General features: G+C 46.9%; 13 protein-coding genes, 1 tRNA gene and 1 other RNA gene. 9 read left to right on the forward strand and 6 right to left on the reverse strand.

From position 1 onward, the window contains the following. Nucleotides 1-5: 5 nt before the first annotated feature. From HQ29_RS04740 to HQ29_RS04755, 4 genes are all read right to left on the reverse strand, one after another. On the reverse strand, nucleotides 6-731 hold the full coding sequence (locus HQ29_RS04740; RefSeq protein WP_036867811.1) for a lysophospholipid acyltransferase family protein: 726 nt from the start codon (nucleotides 729-731) through the stop codon (nucleotides 6-8). Between the two features lie 13 nt (nucleotides 732-744). After that, the gene (dnaB, locus tag HQ29_RS04745) at nucleotides 745-2,172 is read right to left on the reverse strand and encodes a replicative DNA helicase (RefSeq protein ID WP_161781560.1); all 1,428 of its coding nucleotides are present in this window, start codon (nucleotides 2,170-2,172) and stop codon (nucleotides 745-747) included. Between the two features lie 120 nt (nucleotides 2,173-2,292). After that, nucleotides 2,293-4,083 (reverse strand): translation elongation factor 4, encoded by a 1,791-nt coding sequence (lepA, locus tag HQ29_RS04750; RefSeq protein ID WP_036791694.1) that lies wholly within the window; start codon nucleotides 4,081-4,083, stop codon nucleotides 2,293-2,295. Between the two features lie 737 nt (nucleotides 4,084-4,820). Next, nucleotides 4,821-7,646: a DUF5686 and carboxypeptidase-like regulatory domain-containing protein gene (locus tag HQ29_RS04755; RefSeq protein ID WP_036867813.1), complete on the reverse strand. Its 2,826-nt coding sequence runs from the start codon at nucleotides 7,644-7,646 to the stop codon at nucleotides 4,821-4,823. A 140-nt stretch (nucleotides 7,647-7,786) separates the two neighbouring features. Here HQ29_RS04755 and ssrA point away from each other — a divergent pair. Both ssrA and HQ29_RS04760 read left to right on the forward strand, forming a co-directional pair. Beyond that, nucleotides 7,787-8,188, forward strand: a transfer-messenger RNA (tmRNA) gene (gene ssrA / locus HQ29_RS10120). Nucleotides 8,189-8,555: 367 nt separating this feature from the next. Beyond that, the gene (locus HQ29_RS04760; RefSeq protein WP_052089826.1) at nucleotides 8,556-9,443 is read left to right on the forward strand and encodes a DUF1266 domain-containing protein; all 888 of its coding nucleotides are present in this window, start codon (nucleotides 8,556-8,558) and stop codon (nucleotides 9,441-9,443) included. 321 nt (nucleotides 9,444-9,764) lie between these two features. On the opposite strand, the gene HQ29_RS04765 is transcribed toward HQ29_RS04760, so the two are convergent. Continuing rightward, on the reverse strand, nucleotides 9,765-10,085 hold the full coding sequence (locus tag HQ29_RS04765; protein ID WP_036867816.1) for a hypothetical protein: 321 nt from the start codon (nucleotides 10,083-10,085) through the stop codon (nucleotides 9,765-9,767). Between the two features lie 88 nt (nucleotides 10,086-10,173). On the opposite strand from HQ29_RS04765, the gene HQ29_RS04770 reads away from it, so the two are divergent. From HQ29_RS04770 to HQ29_RS04800, 7 genes are all read left to right on the forward strand, one after another. Beyond that, nucleotides 10,174-10,386 carry a hypothetical protein gene (locus HQ29_RS04770; protein WP_036791705.1) on the forward strand — a complete coding sequence of 71 codons (213 nt, stop codon included), beginning with the start codon at nucleotides 10,174-10,176 and terminating at the stop codon, nucleotides 10,384-10,386. Nucleotides 10,387-10,518: 132 nt separating this feature from the next. Beyond that, nucleotides 10,519-10,761 carry a hypothetical protein gene (locus HQ29_RS04775; RefSeq protein WP_036867819.1) on the forward strand — a complete coding sequence of 81 codons (243 nt, stop codon included), beginning with the start codon at nucleotides 10,519-10,521 and terminating at the stop codon, nucleotides 10,759-10,761. Between the two features lie 40 nt (nucleotides 10,762-10,801). Continuing rightward, complete coding sequence (gene mutA / locus HQ29_RS04780) at nucleotides 10,802-12,673, forward strand: methylmalonyl-CoA mutase small subunit (RefSeq protein ID WP_036867822.1); 1,872 nt, start codon at nucleotides 10,802-10,804, stop codon at nucleotides 12,671-12,673. Nucleotides 12,674-12,706: 33 nt separating this feature from the next. Beyond that, entirely contained in the window at nucleotides 12,707-14,857 is a 2,151-nt protein-coding gene (scpA, locus tag HQ29_RS04785; RefSeq protein ID WP_036791710.1) for a methylmalonyl-CoA mutase, read from the forward strand. A 145-nt stretch (nucleotides 14,858-15,002) separates the two neighbouring features. After that, entirely contained in the window at nucleotides 15,003-15,836 is an 834-nt protein-coding gene (locus tag HQ29_RS04790; protein WP_036791713.1) for an enoyl-ACP reductase FabI, read from the forward strand. Between the two features lie 94 nt (nucleotides 15,837-15,930). After that, complete coding sequence (locus HQ29_RS04795; protein ID WP_036867829.1) at nucleotides 15,931-16,944, forward strand: NAD-dependent epimerase/dehydratase family protein; 1,014 nt, start codon at nucleotides 15,931-15,933, stop codon at nucleotides 16,942-16,944. Nucleotides 16,945-17,051: 107 nt separating this feature from the next. Next, nucleotides 17,052-17,987 carry a hypothetical protein gene (locus HQ29_RS04800; RefSeq protein WP_036867832.1) on the forward strand — a complete coding sequence of 312 codons (936 nt, stop codon included), beginning with the start codon at nucleotides 17,052-17,054 and terminating at the stop codon, nucleotides 17,985-17,987. 168 nt (nucleotides 17,988-18,155) lie between these two features. Here HQ29_RS04800 and HQ29_RS04810 read toward each other — a convergent pair. Next, a tRNA-Asn gene (locus tag HQ29_RS04810) sits at nucleotides 18,156-18,229 on the reverse strand. Nucleotides 18,230-18,500: the final 271 nt, after the last annotated feature.

Below are 18,500 nucleotides of genomic sequence, written 5' to 3' on the forward strand. Positions count from 1 at the left end.
ACCTTTTACCCTATGAGTGTTCGTACTTCATTCTCTCCCTTTTGGGTCAGCTCTATCAGTCCTCTCGGCGACTGCTCAAAAGCAGAGGATTCAAACGGGCGACCTATCTCCAAGACAAGTCGACGAGGTTTTACAAACAGCGCATTCTTGGGAAGAGCCTCATAAGCACCCTTTATTGCCACCGGCAGAATCGTAGCCTGCGTGTCGAGAGCTATCTTGAAAGCACCTCTTTTGAAGCGTTGCAGCTCTCCATTATTGGTACGGGAGCCTTCCGGGAAAATAAATATCGAATAGCCTTTCTCTATTGCCTCCTCTGCCTGTTTTATTGTAAGAGCTGCGGCTCTTGCACTACTGTTATCCACAAAGATGAATCCGCTTTTTTCGCAAGCCCATCCCACAAACGGCACTTTCCTTAGAGCACCTTTCAGTACCCACTTGAAAGGGATTCCCATGTAACCATAGAGCATATAGATATCCAAAGAACTCTGATGGTTCGATATCACTATTGTTGCTCTGTCCTTTGGGATATTTTCTTTTCCATGCACCTCTATAGGACAGAGGAATAGAGCCAAAGCTATACGCGACCAGATACGCCCCGGATAGTAGCTGAATATCCGCTCATTGATGAATGCAGATCCTACTCCTGCAAAGATGGCACATAAGATCGTTGTAACAGCAAATAGAGGAAGGGCTATTATGATAAGATAAACAAGGTAAAAGAATCTCTTCATTGCCGGACATCTTTTAATGTGGAGGAAGATCTTCTTCTTCCCTTCTGTTGTGATTGTTCATACCGCTTTGTACCGTTCTCATCGAACTGTTGCGGTGAATATCGAGGTCGTGCCCGTTACAGAATTTCAGAAGTTCGCCTCTGAAACGTAGCAGCACAATATCCGTAGGACCGTTACGGTGTTTTGCTATGATGAACTCCGCCATGCCTCTGTAATCTATCTTTCCATCCTCACTTTCGAAGATCTTGTAGTACTCCGGACGATGGATGAAGCAGACCATATCCGCATCCTGTTCTATTGCTCCCGACTCCCGAAGGTCTGAAAGTTGAGGTCTTTTAGCCTCTCCCGTTCTGCTTTCTACCCCCCGGTTGAGCTGAGAAAGAGCAATAATGGGGATATTCAACTCCTTTGCAAGGTGCTTCAAAGAGCGAGAGATCATACTCACTTCCTGTTCCCGGTTTGCGTTGCTCTTCATTCCGCTTGCGGTCATGAGCTGAAGATAGTCTATGATGATCATCTTCACATCATGCTCCCGCACAAGTCTTCTTGCTTTGGAACGGAGGTCGAAGACAGAAAGACCTGCGGTGTCGTCCAGATAGAGAGGTGCCTGATAGAGGTCGCTGACGCGCTCCGTCAATATGCGCCACTCGTCAGCCGAAAGGTCTCCACGCTTGATCTTTTCGTTTTCTATCTCACAATGATTCACGATAAGACGGTTCAGCAGCTGCACTTTACTCATTTCGAGGGAGAATATGGCTACCGGAAGATTGAAGTCCATAGCCATAGACTTAGCCATGGAAAGCACAAAGGCTGTCTTACCCATAGCCGGACGGGCTGCGATGATCACAAGGTCGGAGTTTTGCCAACCTGATGTTAGGGCGTCTATATCGGTAAATCCGGAGTTGAGACCGCTTATACCGTCTTTCCTGATATATGCAGCCTCTATCTGTCTCATGGCATCCTGCAAGACGGAGCTTACGGGTACCACTTCGTTTTTATCGTTTTGCTGGGTGATCTCAAACAGTCGGCTCTCCGCCATCTGCATGGTATCCTTGACGTCTATACTGTCATCATAGGCATACTTGATCACTTCGTTGGAAAATCCGATCAGTTCTCGCTGGATTGCATGTTCGTGCATGATCCGGGCGTGAGTCTCCAAGTGCGCCGTACTCGTTACCTGTGTACTCAGAAGCGTTACATAGTGGTCTCCACCGGCAGCCTCCAGCTGTTTTTTCTCTCTCAGCTTTCGGATGACGGTGATAACATCGGCAGGCTTCTGCTCAAGTATGAGATCCCTTATCGCTTCAAAGATGACCCGATGCTGCGGATCGTAGAAACTTTCGGGACGAAGCAGCTCTCCCACCTCTGTGTAAGCATCTTTCTCCAGAAGAAGAGCCCCTAATACGACCTGCTCCGCTTGTAGATTTTGTGGCGGTTTCATCGTTGCCGGCAAGAGGACATTAGGAGACTTTCTGCCTCTATGCCCGGATGCTTGTGTTTGTGTTGTGGAAGAGTCCATATCTTATCTGTTGATGGTTCTGTTGTTTGAAAGGATGGGAGGTTAGCTGTCCAGCTTCAAAACGGCAAGGAATGCCTTTTGTGGCACTTCCACCGAACCTATCTGCTTCATGCGCTTCTTACCTTCCTTCTGTTTTTCCAGTAGCTTTCTCTTACGCGAGATATCCCCTCCGTAACACTTCGCCGTTACGTCTTTGCGGACGGCTTTGATGGTTTCGCGAGCAATGATCTTTGCTCCGATTGCTGCCTGAACGGCAATGTCGAATTGATGTCTTGGGATAAGCTCTTTCAGCTTCTCGCACATACGACGACCGAATGCCTCACTGTTGCTTGCGTGAGTCAGTGTAGAGAGGGCATCCACCGGCTCTCCGTTGAGTCGTATATCCAGTTTTACCAGCTTCGATTCCCGGTAATCGTGGATATGATAGTCGAAGGAAGCGTATCCTTTAGACACACTCTTGAGCTTGTCATAGAAGTCTATCACGATCTCACCCAGAGGCATGTCGAAGATGATCTCTATCCGATTGCCCCAGATATAGTCTTGCCGTACCAATATACCTCTTTTGCCAAGGCAGAGAGTCATTATAGGTCCGATGTAAGCCACATCCGTGATGACGGATGCTCTGATATAAGGCTCTTCGATATAGTCTATAAATGCCGGGTCGGGCAGCCCCGAAGGGTTGTGTACCTCCGTTACCTTTCCTTTCTTATCGTGTACAATGTACGACACGTTAGGCACTGTGGTGATGACGCTCATGTTATACTCCCTGTCGAGACGCTCTTGTATGATCTCCATGTGAAGCAGTCCCAAAAATCCGCAACGGAATCCAAAGCCCAGCGCAGCCGAGCTTTCCGGTTGGAATGTGAGTGATGCGTCGTTGAGCTGAAGCTTCTCCAAAGAGGCGCGCAAATTCTCAAAATCCTCCGCCTCTATCGGGTAAACTCCGGCAAAGACCATTGGTTTCACTTCCTCGAAACCGGCAATAGCTTCCTGTGCGCCGCCTTTCACGTGAGTGATGGTATCTCCCACCTTGACCTCTTTGGAGCTTTTGATCCCGGAGATGATATAGCCTACATCGCCGGTGCGAATCTCCTGACGTGGCACCATATCCAGCTTCAAGATACCCACCTCATCGGCATCGTACTCCTTCCCGGTGGCGACAAACTTCACGAGGTCGCCTTTTCGGATGACACCGTTGCAGACCTTAAAGTAGGCGATGATGCCTCTGAACGGATTGAACACACTGTCGAAGATGAGACACTGAAGCGGACCATCCGGACTGCCCGTAGGTGCAGGCACACGCTCCACAATGGCATTGAGGAGATCTTCGATGCCTTCTCCGGTTTTTCCGCTTGCTCTCAGGATTTCGGAACGATCGCAGCCGAGAAGAGCCACAATATCGTCCGACACCTCTTCCGGAAGCGCACTTGGCAAGTCTATCTTGTTCAAAACCGGGATGATGACCAGATCGTGCTCCAGTGCCATATACAGATTGGATATGGTTTGAGCCTGAATACCTTGAGCGGCATCCACGATAAGCAGAGCACCTTCACAGGCAGCAATGGAACGGGAGACCTCGTATGAGAAGTCCACGTGTCCCGGAGTATCTATCAGGTTGAGGGTGTATTCCGTGCCGTTGTGAACGTAGTTCATCTGTATGGCATGGCTTTTAATGGTTATCCCACGCTCTTTTTCCAAGTCCATGTTATCCAACACCTGCGAAGTGATACTACTCTTGTCGAGTGTATTGGTAAACTCCAACAGACGGTCTGCCAGTGTACTTTTCCCGTGGTCAATATGGGCTATGATGCAAAAGTTGCGGATATGCTTCATCCTCTGATCTATATATCTTTTATTTGTTCAATCTTTCTTCGCGACAAGAGAGCTGTATCTCGTAGCATACAAAGATACAAATTATATTGAGACCTCTGAACAGAGAAGCTCCCCTTTGACCCTGTTTGTCGTATCCGTTTTTCGGTTTTTGAGGCGATTTTCAGAGCGTCATTTTTATATATTCCATCCCGAAAAATGCTCACTTTTTTCGGTCTCTCTATTTTGATCGGAAAGGTCGTTTCCGGAGCATGACCGAATTGTTAAATCCGGGCTGTTTTATTAACACCATTTTCGATACAGGTTTACTCAAAACGCTAAAGCAGTATATTCTGTCGGCTTAAAGTATTCAACGAAATCAATAAACGTATTTACCGATTTCATTTAATACGTTTACCGAATTCAATTAACGTGTTTAGAATTTTTGGTTACTGCGTTGGTATAGAGTGCTTTATGGATTTTTGAGCCAAAAAGGTGCTTTTTGGTACTATTTCTCTATTAATAATTATTCACAATGGAACGGCTTAGATTTTATATTTATTAACGCAAAATCGGGCGATAAAACCGACCAAGAGGAGAGTCGGACGCAAATTCGAGATATTTATATCCGTTTGATTGATAGTGTGTTATGGATTTTATTCAAACAGAGACTGAAAAACCGACAGGATGAGAAGGTCTGTTTTGAGGGCGCACTCCAAATCTATTTTTATATAAAAGTGCACCCTCAAAACCGCCTTCGTTTAGAGGCTCCAAATGAACCTTACGGCGACTCCCGGATTTTCCCGGAAGTTGTACCCTCCATAGTACACGCCGATATTGAATCCGCCTAACAGAGAAAGGTTGTAACCGGCTTCAAAAAATGGTTTTTCCGGCAGAGCTTTGTCCCAATAAGACTTCAACAGCAGCCTCTCCTGTGTCAGATATTTTCGCTTCCCAAACAGATTGCCGAGTATGCGTGGCAGAGGGGCGGATACTTGGGCTTTGCCGTACAGCTTGCCGGCATAGGTGTAAGGCGGCATCGTATGGAAGAGGAAGTCTTGAGGAGATACGAAAGAGGTATTTTCGTACTTGAGATAGTTTCTATCATCTGCATACATACGCTTCAGATGCGGATAGTAGCCCACCTCTGCCTCATAAAGTATGGGATAGCTGCGTGTGATGTGATAGAGTCCCTTTACATAGCCGGAGACAAAGCTGAAGTCGCTGTCGTTGCTACCCGGAGAGGGGATTGCCTGCTTGTATCTCAAGGAGAAGAAGAGCGGATTTCTTGCAGTCCAACTTGCTGAAACGGGCGCACTGCTACTCCCGGTAGAGAGTGTAACCACACGCTTTGTGCTGTCTTCACTTTGCTGTATGGAGAAGTTGTCGGAGAGGATCTTATCCATGTTGATCTCGTTCACCACCTCTTTTCTTCCGTTTATCACTCTGTAATAGGGCGATGTGTTGAAAGAGAGGGCGACGTCTATCGTGTTGGAGCGGTGCTTCTCCATGCTGTAATAGTTGGGATAAGGGTAGTGCGTTTCCGCATTCATGAAGTTGACGAAACTCTCTTGCCCCGGTTTTACAAACCCCCATATCCGCTTGTCCGGAAGCTGTTGGCTTCTTCGGTGTTCTGCCCCCAAAGAGAGCTTTACACCATTGAAGAGGTCTATCTTATTCTGTACACGTATGTAGCTTCTATCGTACAGCATGTTGGTGTAACGGCCATCATAGAGGGTGAAGAAGGCGTTGTTGAGATTGGTGAGTAGGCCGAGCTGCTGTCCGCTAATATCATCACTGTGATGTCCAGCCTTTAGTGTGAGGAGTCCTCTACGCATTCCGGCATACTCCAGATAAGATTCCACACGCCAGTACAACTCTTTTCGATGAGTGGTGTAGTACAGGCTTGGCTTGATGTCGAGCCGTAAAGGGTTTTCCTTGCTGCGGTTGTTGTAGCGCAAGAAGAGTGTCGGGCCGAGCCAGAAGCCGTCTGTGTACCGGTAGTTGTTCAGGGTCATTCCTAAAAGTCCGTTGATTCCCACTACCCATTTTTTGTTCTTGGAGATATGGTCATATCCCCAAAACAGAATATCCAAAGGGTCTGCGCCGGTGCGCTCACCCTCTTTCTTGGGAGCCAATGCACGCTTTTTCTCAAAGACTTTGGCCAGTGAGTCTCGTTTTGCATAGCTCTCTTTCTCTTCTGCGGACAGGGGTTGCGTGGAGATCTCCTGCCAGTAGAGAGAGTCTCTTTGGAGTGCAAGAGAGTCGGACGATACCTTTATTGTTCTCTTGATTTCGGGGATGAGGTATGGGTCTTTGACATTCAGACCAAGTGTGTCCATCTTATGCTCCAGTGCGGCAATGCTTTTCTCTATTTTTCTTTTCTGTCCGCGCTTTTGAGGTAAGAAGATTGCATCATCCGGCATACTCTTCTCCTCTTCGGAGAGTCTGGCTTCCTTGATCTTGTCTATGGAGCCGTCCAGCACCACTTCCTTGTATGAAGTGGCGGAGAAAAGGGAGAAATCCATCTTGATGCCCAGCATATTCAGATACATATTCAAGGCATAAGAGGTGGGCAGAAGCAGACCATCCTGAATGGGATTGAGTGTTACGTTGAGCGTCTGTCGCATTGTCCCTGCAAGGGATACGTGGGCAGTGAGATGTGTGGGCGCCCATGTCTTGTCCGATATGGATAGCTCTCCCTTCGTGGTTCCATCTTCTCTGCTGCCATAAGATATGTGATAGATGGTTTCTTGACCCTCTGTGGTGGCACTCTTCAGCTTGTAAGAGTAGAGGCGCAACCCGTTCAGGCGGATCGGACTTGGTATCGAACCGTTGTTCCCCAAGCCTATGTACGCACCATAGATATTGCTCATCATGGAGTTTATGGTAGGTACGGCAGCTGCGCTGGACTTGGTCAGCTTCTCCGGAATGGAGGATCGCATCGCCAACGTATGGTATTTGTAGCTGTTCGGAGAGGTGTAAGCGGTTTCGAGTTCTCCCTCTACGACAAATCTTTTGCCGATGTACTCTTTCATCGCCACGCCTTCATCCTTGACATTTTTAAGGAAGAAAGGAAGATCTTCAAGCTTCATACTTCCTTTGGTATAGGTGTGTGAGACAGAGCTTTTGACTATCTTCTCATATATCGGAGTACGGCTCATTACTTTGCGCATGATGGCATAGGCAGGGTCTTCGGCTCGTTTGTCGCGCTTTACGACCACGTCGGCAATGTTGTATGTTGCCGGTTCAAGCGCAAACTCTGCACTCTTGTTCTCTCCCTCATGGATGGAAAGAGAGGTGTGAAGCGGTTTATAGCTTAATGACTTGACGATTAAAGCGTATGTGCCGGGCTTGAGATGCAGTTTGAAGAGTCCGCTCTCGTTTGCGATGACACCGCTTTGAAGCTCTTTGATATAGAGTGTCGCGTGGGGAATACCCTTGTTGCTCCTTTTGTCTTTAATGACTCCGGAGATGGAAACAGCAGAAGCAGCCGGCTCTGTCTGTGCTTCTGAATGAGAGAAGATCGTGGCAAAAAGAACGATGAAAAGCGTACCACAGATTTTCCCGAATAGTGATTGGCTCATGGTTTTACTATCATAAGTAAGTATTGCTTTTGCAAAAGTATTTCTTTTATCTCTATTGGCAATGCGAGAGAGTGGGCAATAGAAATTGCCATTTGGGGCGAAATGACTAACTTTGTGCCACTATACAGATAGACCAATACGGGGATGACTGGTTTTGACAGCGCGTAGAGGTGGTTTGTAAGCACGTAGTGCATTGTAGCCTGGCACTTTAATCTCAGACTTCAGACCTTTTAAATGGCGCAAATAATTACGCTCTTGCTGCGTAACCGAAGTACAGTAAGTTAACGCTTTATCCCTGCAAGCTGCGGGGACGAGACACTACCCGGATACTCTTATCCCGAAGTGGTCCGATCATGGTAGTGCCGGTATATCGGGGTTATCCTTTACATCGCCTTGCTGTAAGGGAGACATTTTAGAGGCTAAGCACGGAAGAGGTAGCTTCGTCCATACTTCCGACGCCGACAATAGAAGTGAAGCTAAACGTGTAGAAAGCAAATTAGTTCCGTGTTTGGACGAGGGTTCAAATCCCTCCATCTCCACAGAATGATACTGCTTGTCGGTATTAAAAAAGTTTTGAACACGATGTTGAACACACAAGAACGCTCCGAGACAGATGTTTCGGAGCGTTCTTGTGTTTATGAGGATTGTTTTTATTCGGAACTTATGCCTGCCATTTGAAAAAATCCTTACATTTACACCATAAATAAAACTCTTTTTGGGGACGATTTTGGTTGTTCGGGGCAATCCGCTCAACCCTCGGAGAGGCGGTGGCGAATAGTTATCGCCTTTTTCTTATTCCAAAAAAGAAATCTTTTTCTTAAATTTGGGTCGGATAGTTTCACTGTCCGGAACTATGGACATGAATAGTTAACAACGTACAGTATAAAACTAATTTTAGAGCATTGTCAGATGAAACCTTTATTATTATCTCTTCAAGCGCTCGCTCAGAGCGATACCATTCCGTCCGGAATAGGTGAAACCCTTCCTGTGGAAAGCCCGGCATCTCCCAACTACACAACGTATGTTCTGATCTTGATCGGAATCGTATTCGTGGGTTATTTCTTTGTAAGCAGACGACGAATGTTTGCCAATATTTTCCGTGCCATCTCGGGAAAATTCGATGTTACTTCCAATAATCCTCTAAGCACCGAAAAGCAACGTCATATACTGCTTGGAGCTATCTTTTCCTCGCAGCAGAATGCACGGCTCGACTCTCTTAAACTGCATATCGACAGCAAGCAACGCAGCATGATCCTCGACGAATGGTGGGATATTCGATGCACCGAAGATGCTTTGGAAACACTTGACGGTTTACGAGACAAAGGGCATCGTTACTTCTTCCCTTATGTCTTGGAAGCCATGAAGCAACCCGATGATCAGGCTAAAGGGGATGTTATTCTTGCTCATTTCGAGGAAGAGGAAGAGATAGAGCGCGCTGTGCATTTCTTGAATAATCTGTCCGGATCCGTAGAGGCCATGAAAAAAGAGGGAACCATTACGGGTATCGAAGATTTGGAACGAATAGGCGTAGGCGGTTGGGACGTCGGACGGCTCTCGTTTATAGCTCGTGCCTGTTATGATGCCGGGTATATAGATGAAGAGACAGCTTGGAAATATCTGCAAGATGCAGACCGACTTGCTCATGAGAAACTTGACTCTTGGAAGGCTTTAGCCGAAAGCTATGTCGTAGGTCGATACTTATGGGGCGGAATAAATGCCGATAGCTCTTTGATCCGCCTGTATGCGACAGAGCTTTGCACCAAGCCCGATAGTCCTTGGAACAAGATTGCGTTCTGATCTCTATCCCGAAAACCACGAAATGAGGTATTGATCCGAAAAAAAAGTAACTCTTTCATAATGATAAGTCGGTAGGGTCGGGGCAGTCCGCCCAACCGTTTGGGGTGATAGCGATAAGCTGTCGCCCCTTTCTTTTTTGTCCGGGTACGGAGCGTCAGAATGTGTCCGAAGAAACTGATCTTCAGGTGTATTTCGTTTGATATCTCGCTGAACGGCAAGAAAGGTGTTCCTCTTGTAAAAAAAGAGGAACAATACTTCCAGTGCATATATCACCCGAAGACCGGTTGCTGTAACGCAAAAAGATGAGGATGAGTCCGAAGCCTACTTTTTGTACAGCCGGTAAAAGCCTACGCCCAAACCGATGCAGAGCACAAGCAGCGGGTATAAGAGCATCACGGAGAGCTTTTGGGTGTCGATCTCACCGGCTCCATTCATGATGCGTTCTATCTGCTTGATCCATTCAGCAGTGCTGAGAGAAAGTGCGACTATCGCCACAATAATCTCTACACTTACCAGTCTCATGCGAAATTTTCTGTCGCTGTGCTCCGTTGTCTTGACCAGAAAAGGAGCCCATACTGCTCCCAATGGCAGGATAACCCCAAAGAGGGTAAAGAATGCGATTTTGGCTTTTTTATCTTCCATGGCTGTGCTTTGTATCGGTTGTTTTTGGCTCGGTTCGGATGCTGAATATCCGCTTGTATACAAAGTTAGTGAAAAAAGCAGACATCGTATGTGGCAGATCCGGATTGCTCTTTCTCTCTTCTTTTTTGTGCCTTGGCAGTCTTTTCTTGAACAGGTTTGGAGGTTTCTTTTATCGGGTTTACAGGTTGTTCCAAACGGGTTAAGAACCGGAAGTCAAGGCTCGCTTTTTGGAAATCAAGGTTCGATTTTTGGAAGTCAAGCCCTGATTTTTAAGATTCAAGCCCCGACTTGGAAAAGTTAATGGCTTTAGCGCGGTTTTTATACGGCTTTAGGAGATTTTGTAGAAGCGTTAAGCTCTTTTTCTTCTTTGCTTCATCGGAAAGTCTGTCCGGCGGCAGATGATAAAAGAGGATATTGAGAGCAAAATGTTATCATGCAACGATCTCTTTTTCGTATATTTGTAGACCATGTTGTGGTTCCGTCTAAAGGAGGGCAGAATGCCGAAGACTCATCGTGTATTGCCGCCAATATTCTTCTTGTAGAGGGTAGCATGGAAGGAGAAACACGTCATAAAATATGCGCTGTTCGGTGTCGAGTAAAGGGAGAAAAGGCTTCTTTTTCAAGTTATTTTGCTTACTTTGCAAGCGGAATAGCGATTATTTTATGTATTCAATAATAACGGATAAAAACAGAAGTAGAACAAATAAGTAACGATTATGAATCAGACTAAAGAAAAGCTGTTTTCACAATTCCCTGAGATCTCTACTCAGGAGTGGATGCAGAAGATTGAAGCCGATCTTAAAGGGGCTCCTTTTGATAAGAAGCTCGTATGGAGAACCAACGAGGGCTTCAATGTAAATCCCTTTTACAGGGCAGAAGATATAGCCCATCTCAAAACAACGGATGCGCTACCCGGTGAATTCCCTTACGTTAGAGGTACAAAGGTGTGCAACTCCTGGTATGTCCGTCAGGATATCAACGTGACCAACGCAGAGGAAGCCAATGCCAAGATGAAAGAGCTTTTGGGTAAAGGCATCACCTCTTTCGGACTCAAGGTGAGCAAGGAGATGGCAAGCAAACAGCATCTGACTACTCTTTTGGATGGTATAGATGTGGAAAAAGTGGAGCTTAACTATCTGAGCTGTCGTACCAGGATAGTGGCTGTGGCTAAGATCATTGTAGAGATCTATCGTGAGAAAGGTGTCGATCTTGCAGCGTGCCCCGGCTCTTTCCATTTTGATGTATTCAAGAAACAGCTGAGCAAAGGCGTCGTAACCGATGAGTGGATCATGATCGGTAAAGAGCTTTTGTGCTCTGCTTACGAGCTTAAGAAGTTTACCGTACTTGATGTTGCCGGTATCTCTTTGGCAAACGCAGGTGCTTTCGTGTATCAGGAACTCGGCTTCGCTCTCAGTGCAGCCACTACCATCCTGGATACTTTTGTGGCAGAAGGTTGTGGGTCTGCCGCCGAAATAGCTCCTCGCATCCGCTTCGATATGGGAGTGGGAACAAACTACTTCATGGAGCTTGCAAAGTTCCGCGCTCTTCGTTGGCTTTGGGCTGAGATAGTCGGAACGCATGGCGAAGATTGCAAAGGCGATGCAGCCAAAGCAGTGGTACACGCCGAGACATCGTCTTGGAATATGTCCATCTACGACGCATACGTGAATATGCTTCGCACGCAAACGGAAGCGATGTCTGCTACACTTGCAGGTGTGCACTCTCTTACCGTATTGCCATTCGATGCCGTCTATAAGGAAAGCGATGAGTTTAGCGAACGTATCGCTCGCAACCAACAGCTTCTTCTCAAGGAGGAGTGCCACTTCGACAGAGTGGTGGATCCGGGTGCGGGATCGTACTATATAGAGCATCTTACATCTGCTATTGCAGAGCAAGCGTGGAAGTTGTTCCTGCATGTCGAAGAAGATCTCGGCGGTTTTGCAAAAGCTGCAAACGAAGGAGCGATACAGGCAGCCGTGAACGAAAGCAACCAAAAGCGTCATAAAGATGTGGCTACTCGCAGAGAAAGTCTGTTGGGAACAAATATCTTCCCCAACTTCTCCGAGAAGGCAAAAGATAAAATCACCAAACCGGATGCCGTGGCTTGCGGTTGCGAAAAGCATGCAACCATTACCGCACTGGATTATCGTCGCGGAGGTTCGGACTTTGAACTGCTTCGTTTGGCTACGGAAGAGGCTCCGAAGCGTCCGTTGGTCTTCATGCTTACGATAGGTAACCTTGCCATGAGACTTGCTCGAAGCCAGTTCTCCAGCAACTTCTTTGCCGTGGCAGGATACGAAGTGAAGGACAACCTGGGCTTCAACACCGTTCAAGAGGGCGTGGATGCAGCCATGGCAGCCAAGGCAGACGTGATAGTGCTCTGCTCCAGCGATGATGAGTATGCAGAGTATGCTCCTCAGGCGTATGAGGCTATCGCAGGCAGAGTGCCTTTTGTGGTGGCAGGAGCTCCGGCTTGTATGGAAGAGTTGAAGGAAAAAGGCATCGAACACTTTATCCACGTTAAGGTTAATGTGTTGGAAACACTGCAAGGATTCCATAAGCTGCTCGGTATTCAAGAGAAGAAATAACAGACCCCAAAACTCACTTTTAGAATATTAGATATGAAACCAAATTATAGAAGTATCAATATAAATGAAGGTCAATGGGGTACCTCTTCCATTGCCGACTATGTCAAGAGAAATAATATCACAGCAGACTGGGAGACTCCGGAACATATCCATGTAAAGTCTGTATATACAAAAGAAGACCTTGAGGGCATGGAGCATCTCTCTTATGCTTCCGGACTTCCTCCATATCTTCGCGGACCTTATAGCGGTATGTACGCCATGAGACCATGGACCATCCGTCAGTATGCCGGGTTTTCCACAGCGGAAGAGTCCAATGCTTTCTATCGCCGTAACCTTGCATCTGGTCAGAAAGGTCTTTCCGTAGCGTTCGACTTGGCTACTCACCGTGGTTACGATGCCACTCACGAGCGTGTCGTGGGCGACGTTGGTAAAGCCGGCGTATCCATCTGCTCGCTTGAAGATATGAAGGTGCTCTTCGATGGTATTCCGTTGAACAAGATGTCTGTCTCCATGACAATGAACGGAGCAGTGCTTCCGGTAATGGCATTCTATATCAATGCCGGTCTTGAGCAGGGAGCTTTATTGGAAGAGATGGCAGGTACTATCCAGAATGATATATTGAAAGAGTTCATGGTGCGTAATACTTATATCTATCCGCCTGAATTCTCAATGCGTATCATTGCGGACATATTTGAATATACGTCTCAAAATATGCCGAAGTTCAACTCTATCTCTATCTCCGGATACCATATGCAGGAAGCCGGTGCAACGGCAGATATAGAGTTGGCATATACACTCTCTGACGGTATGGAGTATCTGCGTGCCGGTATCAACGCAGGTATTGATGTGGATAAGTTTGCTCCCCGTCTATCTTTCTTCTGGGCGATAGGTATGAATCACTTTATGGAGATTGCCAAGATGAGAGCAGGTCGTATGCTTTGGGCTAAGATCCTGAACGACTTCGGAGCTAAAAATCCTAAGTCTCTTGCTTTGCGTACTCACTCTCAAACTTCAGGGTGGTCTCTTACAGAGCAGGATCCGTTCAATAATGTCGGACGTACTTGTATAGAGGCGATGGCTGCGGCTTTGGGGCATACCCAATCTCTGCATACCAATGCGCTCGATGAAGCTATCGCTCTTCCGACAGACTTCTCCGCACGTATCGCTCGTAACACTCAGATCTACATCCAAGAGGAAACAATGATCTGTAAGGAGATAGACCCTTGGGCCGGCTCCTACTATGTAGAGAGCTTGACCAACGAGCTTGTTCATAAAGCGTGGGCGCATATCCAGGAGATCGAACAGATGGGTGGTATGGCAAAAGCGATAGAGACCGGTTTGCCCAAACTACGTATCGAAGAAGCTGCGGCACGTACTCAGGCTCGCATTGATAGCAATAATCAGGTTATCGTTGGGGTGAATAAGTACAGACTTGAAAAGGAAGATCCTATCGAAATTCTGGAGGTGGACAATACCGCTGTTCGTACTCAACAGATCGAACGTATCTCTCAACTCAAAGAGAAACGTAACGAAGAGGAGGTACAAAAAGCTCTTGCAGCCATCACTCATTGCGTGAAAACCAAAGAGGGTAATCTCCTTGATCTTGCAGTGAAAGCAGCTTCTGTCCGTGCAACATTAGGGGAAATCTCCGATGCCTGTGAGTGTGAAGTGGGAAGATACAAAGCAATCATTAGAACTATTTCAGGGGTGTACTCAGCAGAAACAAATAAGGATGCAGATTTCGTTAAAGCTTGTCAGCTTGCCGAAGAATTTGCGAAGAAAGAGGGACGTCAACCTCGTATCATGATAGCCAAAATGGGTCAAGACGGTCATGACCGTGGGGCTAAAGTTGTGGCGACAGGGTATGCAGACTGCGGTTTTGACGTGGATATGGGACCATTGTTCCAGACTCCGGCAGAAGCTGCACGCCAAGCCGTGGAGAACGATGTGCATATCATGGGTGTCTCTTCCTTGGCAGCAGGTCATAAGACTCTTGTTCCTCAGGTTATCGAAGAGTTGAAAAAGCTCGGTCGTGAAGATATCATCGTGATTGCTGGAGGTGTTATCCCTGCTCAAGACTACGATTTCCTTTACAAGGCAGGCGTTGCCGCTATTTTCGGTCCCGGTACTTCCGTGGCTAAGGCAGCCGTTCAGTTGTTGGAGATCTTGCTCGATAACGAATAAGCATACATTATAATACAGTTCCCTTAGGGGGATAACGGCAGTGAGAGGATAGGTGTAAAATTGCACTTATCCTCTTATTGTGTGTAATATTAAGGGGATATTAGTATCTTTGTTCAGCTTTAACATCAAAAAAAACAGAATTATCATGGCATACGGACTATTAAAAGGTAAGAGAGGAATCATATTCGGTGCTCTCAACGAACAATCTATAGCTTGGAAAGTAGCGCAGAGAGTTGTACAAGAAGGTGCTACCATCACACTTACTAATACCCCTATGGCACTTCGCTTGGGCGAGTTGAATGCTTTGGCAGAAGAGACCGGAGCAAAAGTTATCCCTGCCGATGCTACTTCTCTTGAAGATTTGGAAAAAGTTTTTCAAGAAAGTATGGAAGCGTTGGGCGGTAAGATAGATTTCGTTCTTCACTCCATAGGAATGAGTCCGAACGTTCGCAAGAAACGCGAGTACGATGACCTTGACTACGGATTCCTTGAAAAGACTTTGGACATCTCGGCTATCTCTTTCCATAAGATGATGCAGGTGGCAAAAAAGATGGATGCAGTGGCAGAGGGAGGCAGTATCCTTGCTCTTACTTACGTAGCTGCTCAACGCACTTTCTGCGGATACAACGACATGGCAGATGCTAAGAGCTTGTTGGAGAGCATCACCAGAAGTTTCGGTCATATCTATGGTAGAGACAAGGGAGTGCGTGTAAATACTATTTCGCAGTCTCCAACCGTAACCACGGCAGGCAGCGGAGTGGACGGTATGTACAATCTTCGTCACTTCGCAGAGAAGCTCTCTCCTCTCGGTAACGCCAATGCCGATGAGTGTGCAGACTATTGCGTGCTGATGTTCTCCGATCTGAGCAAGAAGGTTACCATGCAAAACCTCTTTCACGATGGCGGATTCTCTTCCATGGGAATGAGTGTTGCCGCTATGGAACAGTACGTTAAAGGAGAGCTTGACAATATAGACTAACCCGTTTGCTCAAGTAGTTTTTACCTCTTGAGCGGTATGATACGAGTCCGCAAGTACAGAGATTTCCTCAAAGTACTGCGGACTTTTTTGTGATATGAACGGAAAAAGAGTACTCATAACAGGCGCAACCGGATTCATCGGAGGCTATTTGGTGGAAGAGGCGCTCCGGCTTGGATACGAAGTGTGGGCGGCTGTCCGAAAGAGCAGTAACCGCTCTCGCCTGAACAGTCGTAAGATTCACTTTGTGGAGTTGGACTATGCCTCCCCAACGCAGATCGCTCATCTTGCAGACAGCTTAGCCCCTCAAGGCGAACCGGCATGGCATTTGGTGATCCACAATGCAGGGGTAACGAAGGTGAAGCAAACAGAAGAGTTTTATCGCATCAATAGCGAACAGACGGCTCTTTTCGCGGATCAGCTCCGGCAGGCAAAGTGTCCGCCCGAACGTTTTGTCCTTATGAGCAGCATGGGCAGCTACGGTCCGCCTCCGAATGATACCGAACCTCTTCGTTCCTCTGACCCTTGCCATCCCGGCACGGAGTATGGAAAGAGCAAGCTGCTTGCCGAGCAGTATGTGCAGGAGAGCGGGTTACCTTACACCATTATACAGCCTACCGGCGTTTACGGGCCGTATGACCAAGACTATCTCATGGCTATAAAAAGTGTATCCAAAGGGATTTATGTCCGTTCCGGATTAGCTCTTCAACATCTCACGTTTATCTTTGCTTCCGACCTTGCCCGTGCTACATTCATTGCCGCAGAGGCTTCCGAAGCAGAGGGGAACAAGTACATCGTTTCGGACGGAAAGAGCTACACGGACAAAGATTTTGGGGAACTTCTCCGGAAAGTACTCGGAAAGAAGCGTCTGTTAAAGCTCGCACTTCCCCTGCCGTTGGTGTATGTCGGTTGCGTTATAGGGCAACTTTGGGGCGGTCTGACCGGCTCTCTCACACCTCTCAATAGAGATAAATATACGATCTTTGCGCAGCGCAACTGGCGGTGTGATGCTTCTCCTATCTTCCGTTTAGGCTTCTCGCCGGAATACGATCTCGAAGAAGGGCTCACCGCAACCGTGGCATGGGCAAGAGAGAACGGGCTGCTGAACTAATATAATATATGCTACCTCCTTCGTCCAATCCCTTTTGGGGATGATAAAAACGGGAGCATGAAATTGAAAAAACAGATCTGTCATCTATATAAAACACATCAAATAATATGAAACACCTACTACTTTTGGTCGCGATCTGCCTTGCATTATCGGCTTGTAGCAGTTCCGGCAACTCCTCTACCGAGGATACCACTACCCAATCTTCGGCTTCAGAAACATTGGACAAGGGAGGTCGTTGGCTCATGTCACTCTTCCAATCTTCAGAGAGAGAGGGATTTTTTCTGCCTTACGATGAGGCTGTTTTCACCCCTCGTCTGCTTCAGTTTTTTGAAGAGTCCTATATGCTCTACGACACACGCTCCAATGACATGAGCGATGCAGAGTTGGAAGAGGCAAAAGAGCTGTACAAAAAGAAGTGGGAAGGCATCTATCCCATCAAAGAGGATGCAATGGGATTTTTCGGAGCCGGATATGATGATCTGGAAATTGTGGAAGACGTCAAGGTGGTACCACTTGGAGAGCTTCGTTATAACGTAATCCTTGAGTATGAGTGGAGAGGTGCAATACAATCCACGGTGCGTCTTGTGGAGCAGGGAGAGGGCTTTGTCATAGATGAGATGAGCTGTAAGAGGATTCCGTCAGAGCCTGTACCAATGCTTCTGCACCCCGGCAAACGCTGCTTTACAAACAGTGATGAAGGCAAGGATATCACCAATATCGAGATGGATATTGCCTCCGATGGTACAGTGAAAGGTCTCTTCAAGGTTGTCCCTGCCGATGGCGAGGGATGGGATGCTTCTTTTTCCGGGAAAGTGATAGGGAACAAGCTGAGAGTGGAGTTCGATTTGTTCCCCTTGGACATTTGTGAGGGTTACTACTGGGAGCTTAGACGGAAATGGTCTGTCATAACCTGCGATCTTGGCAATGGTGAAGAGAGCGAGGTGCTTATCATAAACTTCTATGGTCCCGATCCCGAAACGGGAGATCCCGGCTCCATTCCGTTCAGCTACATAGAGTGTTCAAGGAAAAACGCAGCCAAGTAGGGCGGAAGAGCCGAACGGAAAAAGAAAAAGCACGAGGATGTCTCTATGCAGAGAGATCCTCGTGCTTTTTTTTGGCTTACGCTTTTCTCGTGGAGCTTTTAGCCTCGTGAAAAAGAAAAACCTCTCTACTTGTTTCCAAATAGAGAGGTTTCCGCTGTGTGCTTTCTGCTCTTCCTCTTGGACTTGAACCAAGGACCCTCTGATTAACAGTCAGATGCTCTAACCGACTGAGCTAAGGAAGAGTGTTTGTCTTATCTCTTAGACGATGCAAATTTAGGCATTTTTTTTTATCCTGCAATAGCCGAAGCAAAAAATCTTCTCCTTTTCTTCTTCCGGTCTCTTCTCTGTGTCTCATTTCTTCTACAATCTTGACAAAACAGTCCGAAGCAGAAGTTCTTGCTTCTCTTTCGGCTCAATCCGTTCTTAAAATGCTATTAAATTTCTTGTTATTAAGCTGTCCGATTTCTTAAATATTGTGAATCTTATCCTTGATTTTCCCTATTTGGAGAGTGG

It is taken from the genome of Porphyromonas canoris (genome assembly GCF_000765975.1).
Taxonomy (GTDB): domain Bacteria; phylum Bacteroidota; class Bacteroidia; order Bacteroidales; family Porphyromonadaceae; genus Porphyromonas_A; species Porphyromonas_A canoris.

Coding starts and splice junctions, on each gene's coding strand:
- HQ29_RS04795 (WP_036867829.1), top strand. CDS start 15,931: ATGAACGGAAAAAGAGTACTCATAACAGGCGCAACCGGATTCATCGGA.
- HQ29_RS04775 (WP_036867819.1), top strand. CDS start 10,519: ATGCAACGATCTCTTTTTCGTATATTTGTAGACCATGTTGTGGTTCCG.
- HQ29_RS04800 (WP_036867832.1), top strand. CDS start 17,052: ATGAAACACCTACTACTTTTGGTCGCGATCTGCCTTGCATTATCGGCT.
- HQ29_RS04765 (WP_036867816.1), bottom strand. CDS start 10,085: ATGGAAGATAAAAAAGCCAAAATCGCATTCTTTACCCTCTTTGGGGTT.
- lepA (WP_036791694.1), bottom strand. CDS start 4,083: ATGAAGCATATCCGCAACTTTTGCATCATAGCCCATATTGACCACGGG.
- scpA (WP_036791710.1), top strand. CDS start 12,707: ATGAAACCAAATTATAGAAGTATCAATATAAATGAAGGTCAATGGGGT.
- HQ29_RS04755 (WP_036867813.1), bottom strand. CDS start 7,646: ATGAGCCAATCACTATTCGGGAAAATCTGTGGTACGCTTTTCATCGTT.
- HQ29_RS04740 (WP_036867811.1), bottom strand. CDS start 731: ATGAAGAGATTCTTTTACCTTGTTTATCTTATCATAATAGCCCTTCCT.
- dnaB (WP_161781560.1), bottom strand. CDS start 2,172: ATGAAACCGCCACAAAATCTACAAGCGGAGCAGGTCGTATTAGGGGCT.
- mutA (WP_036867822.1), top strand. CDS start 10,802: ATGAATCAGACTAAAGAAAAGCTGTTTTCACAATTCCCTGAGATCTCT.
- HQ29_RS04760 (WP_052089826.1), top strand. CDS start 8,556: ATGAAACCTTTATTATTATCTCTTCAAGCGCTCGCTCAGAGCGATACC.
- HQ29_RS04770 (WP_036791705.1), top strand. CDS start 10,174: ATGTGGCAGATCCGGATTGCTCTTTCTCTCTTCTTTTTTGTGCCTTGG.
- HQ29_RS04790 (WP_036791713.1), top strand. CDS start 15,003: ATGGCATACGGACTATTAAAAGGTAAGAGAGGAATCATATTCGGTGCT.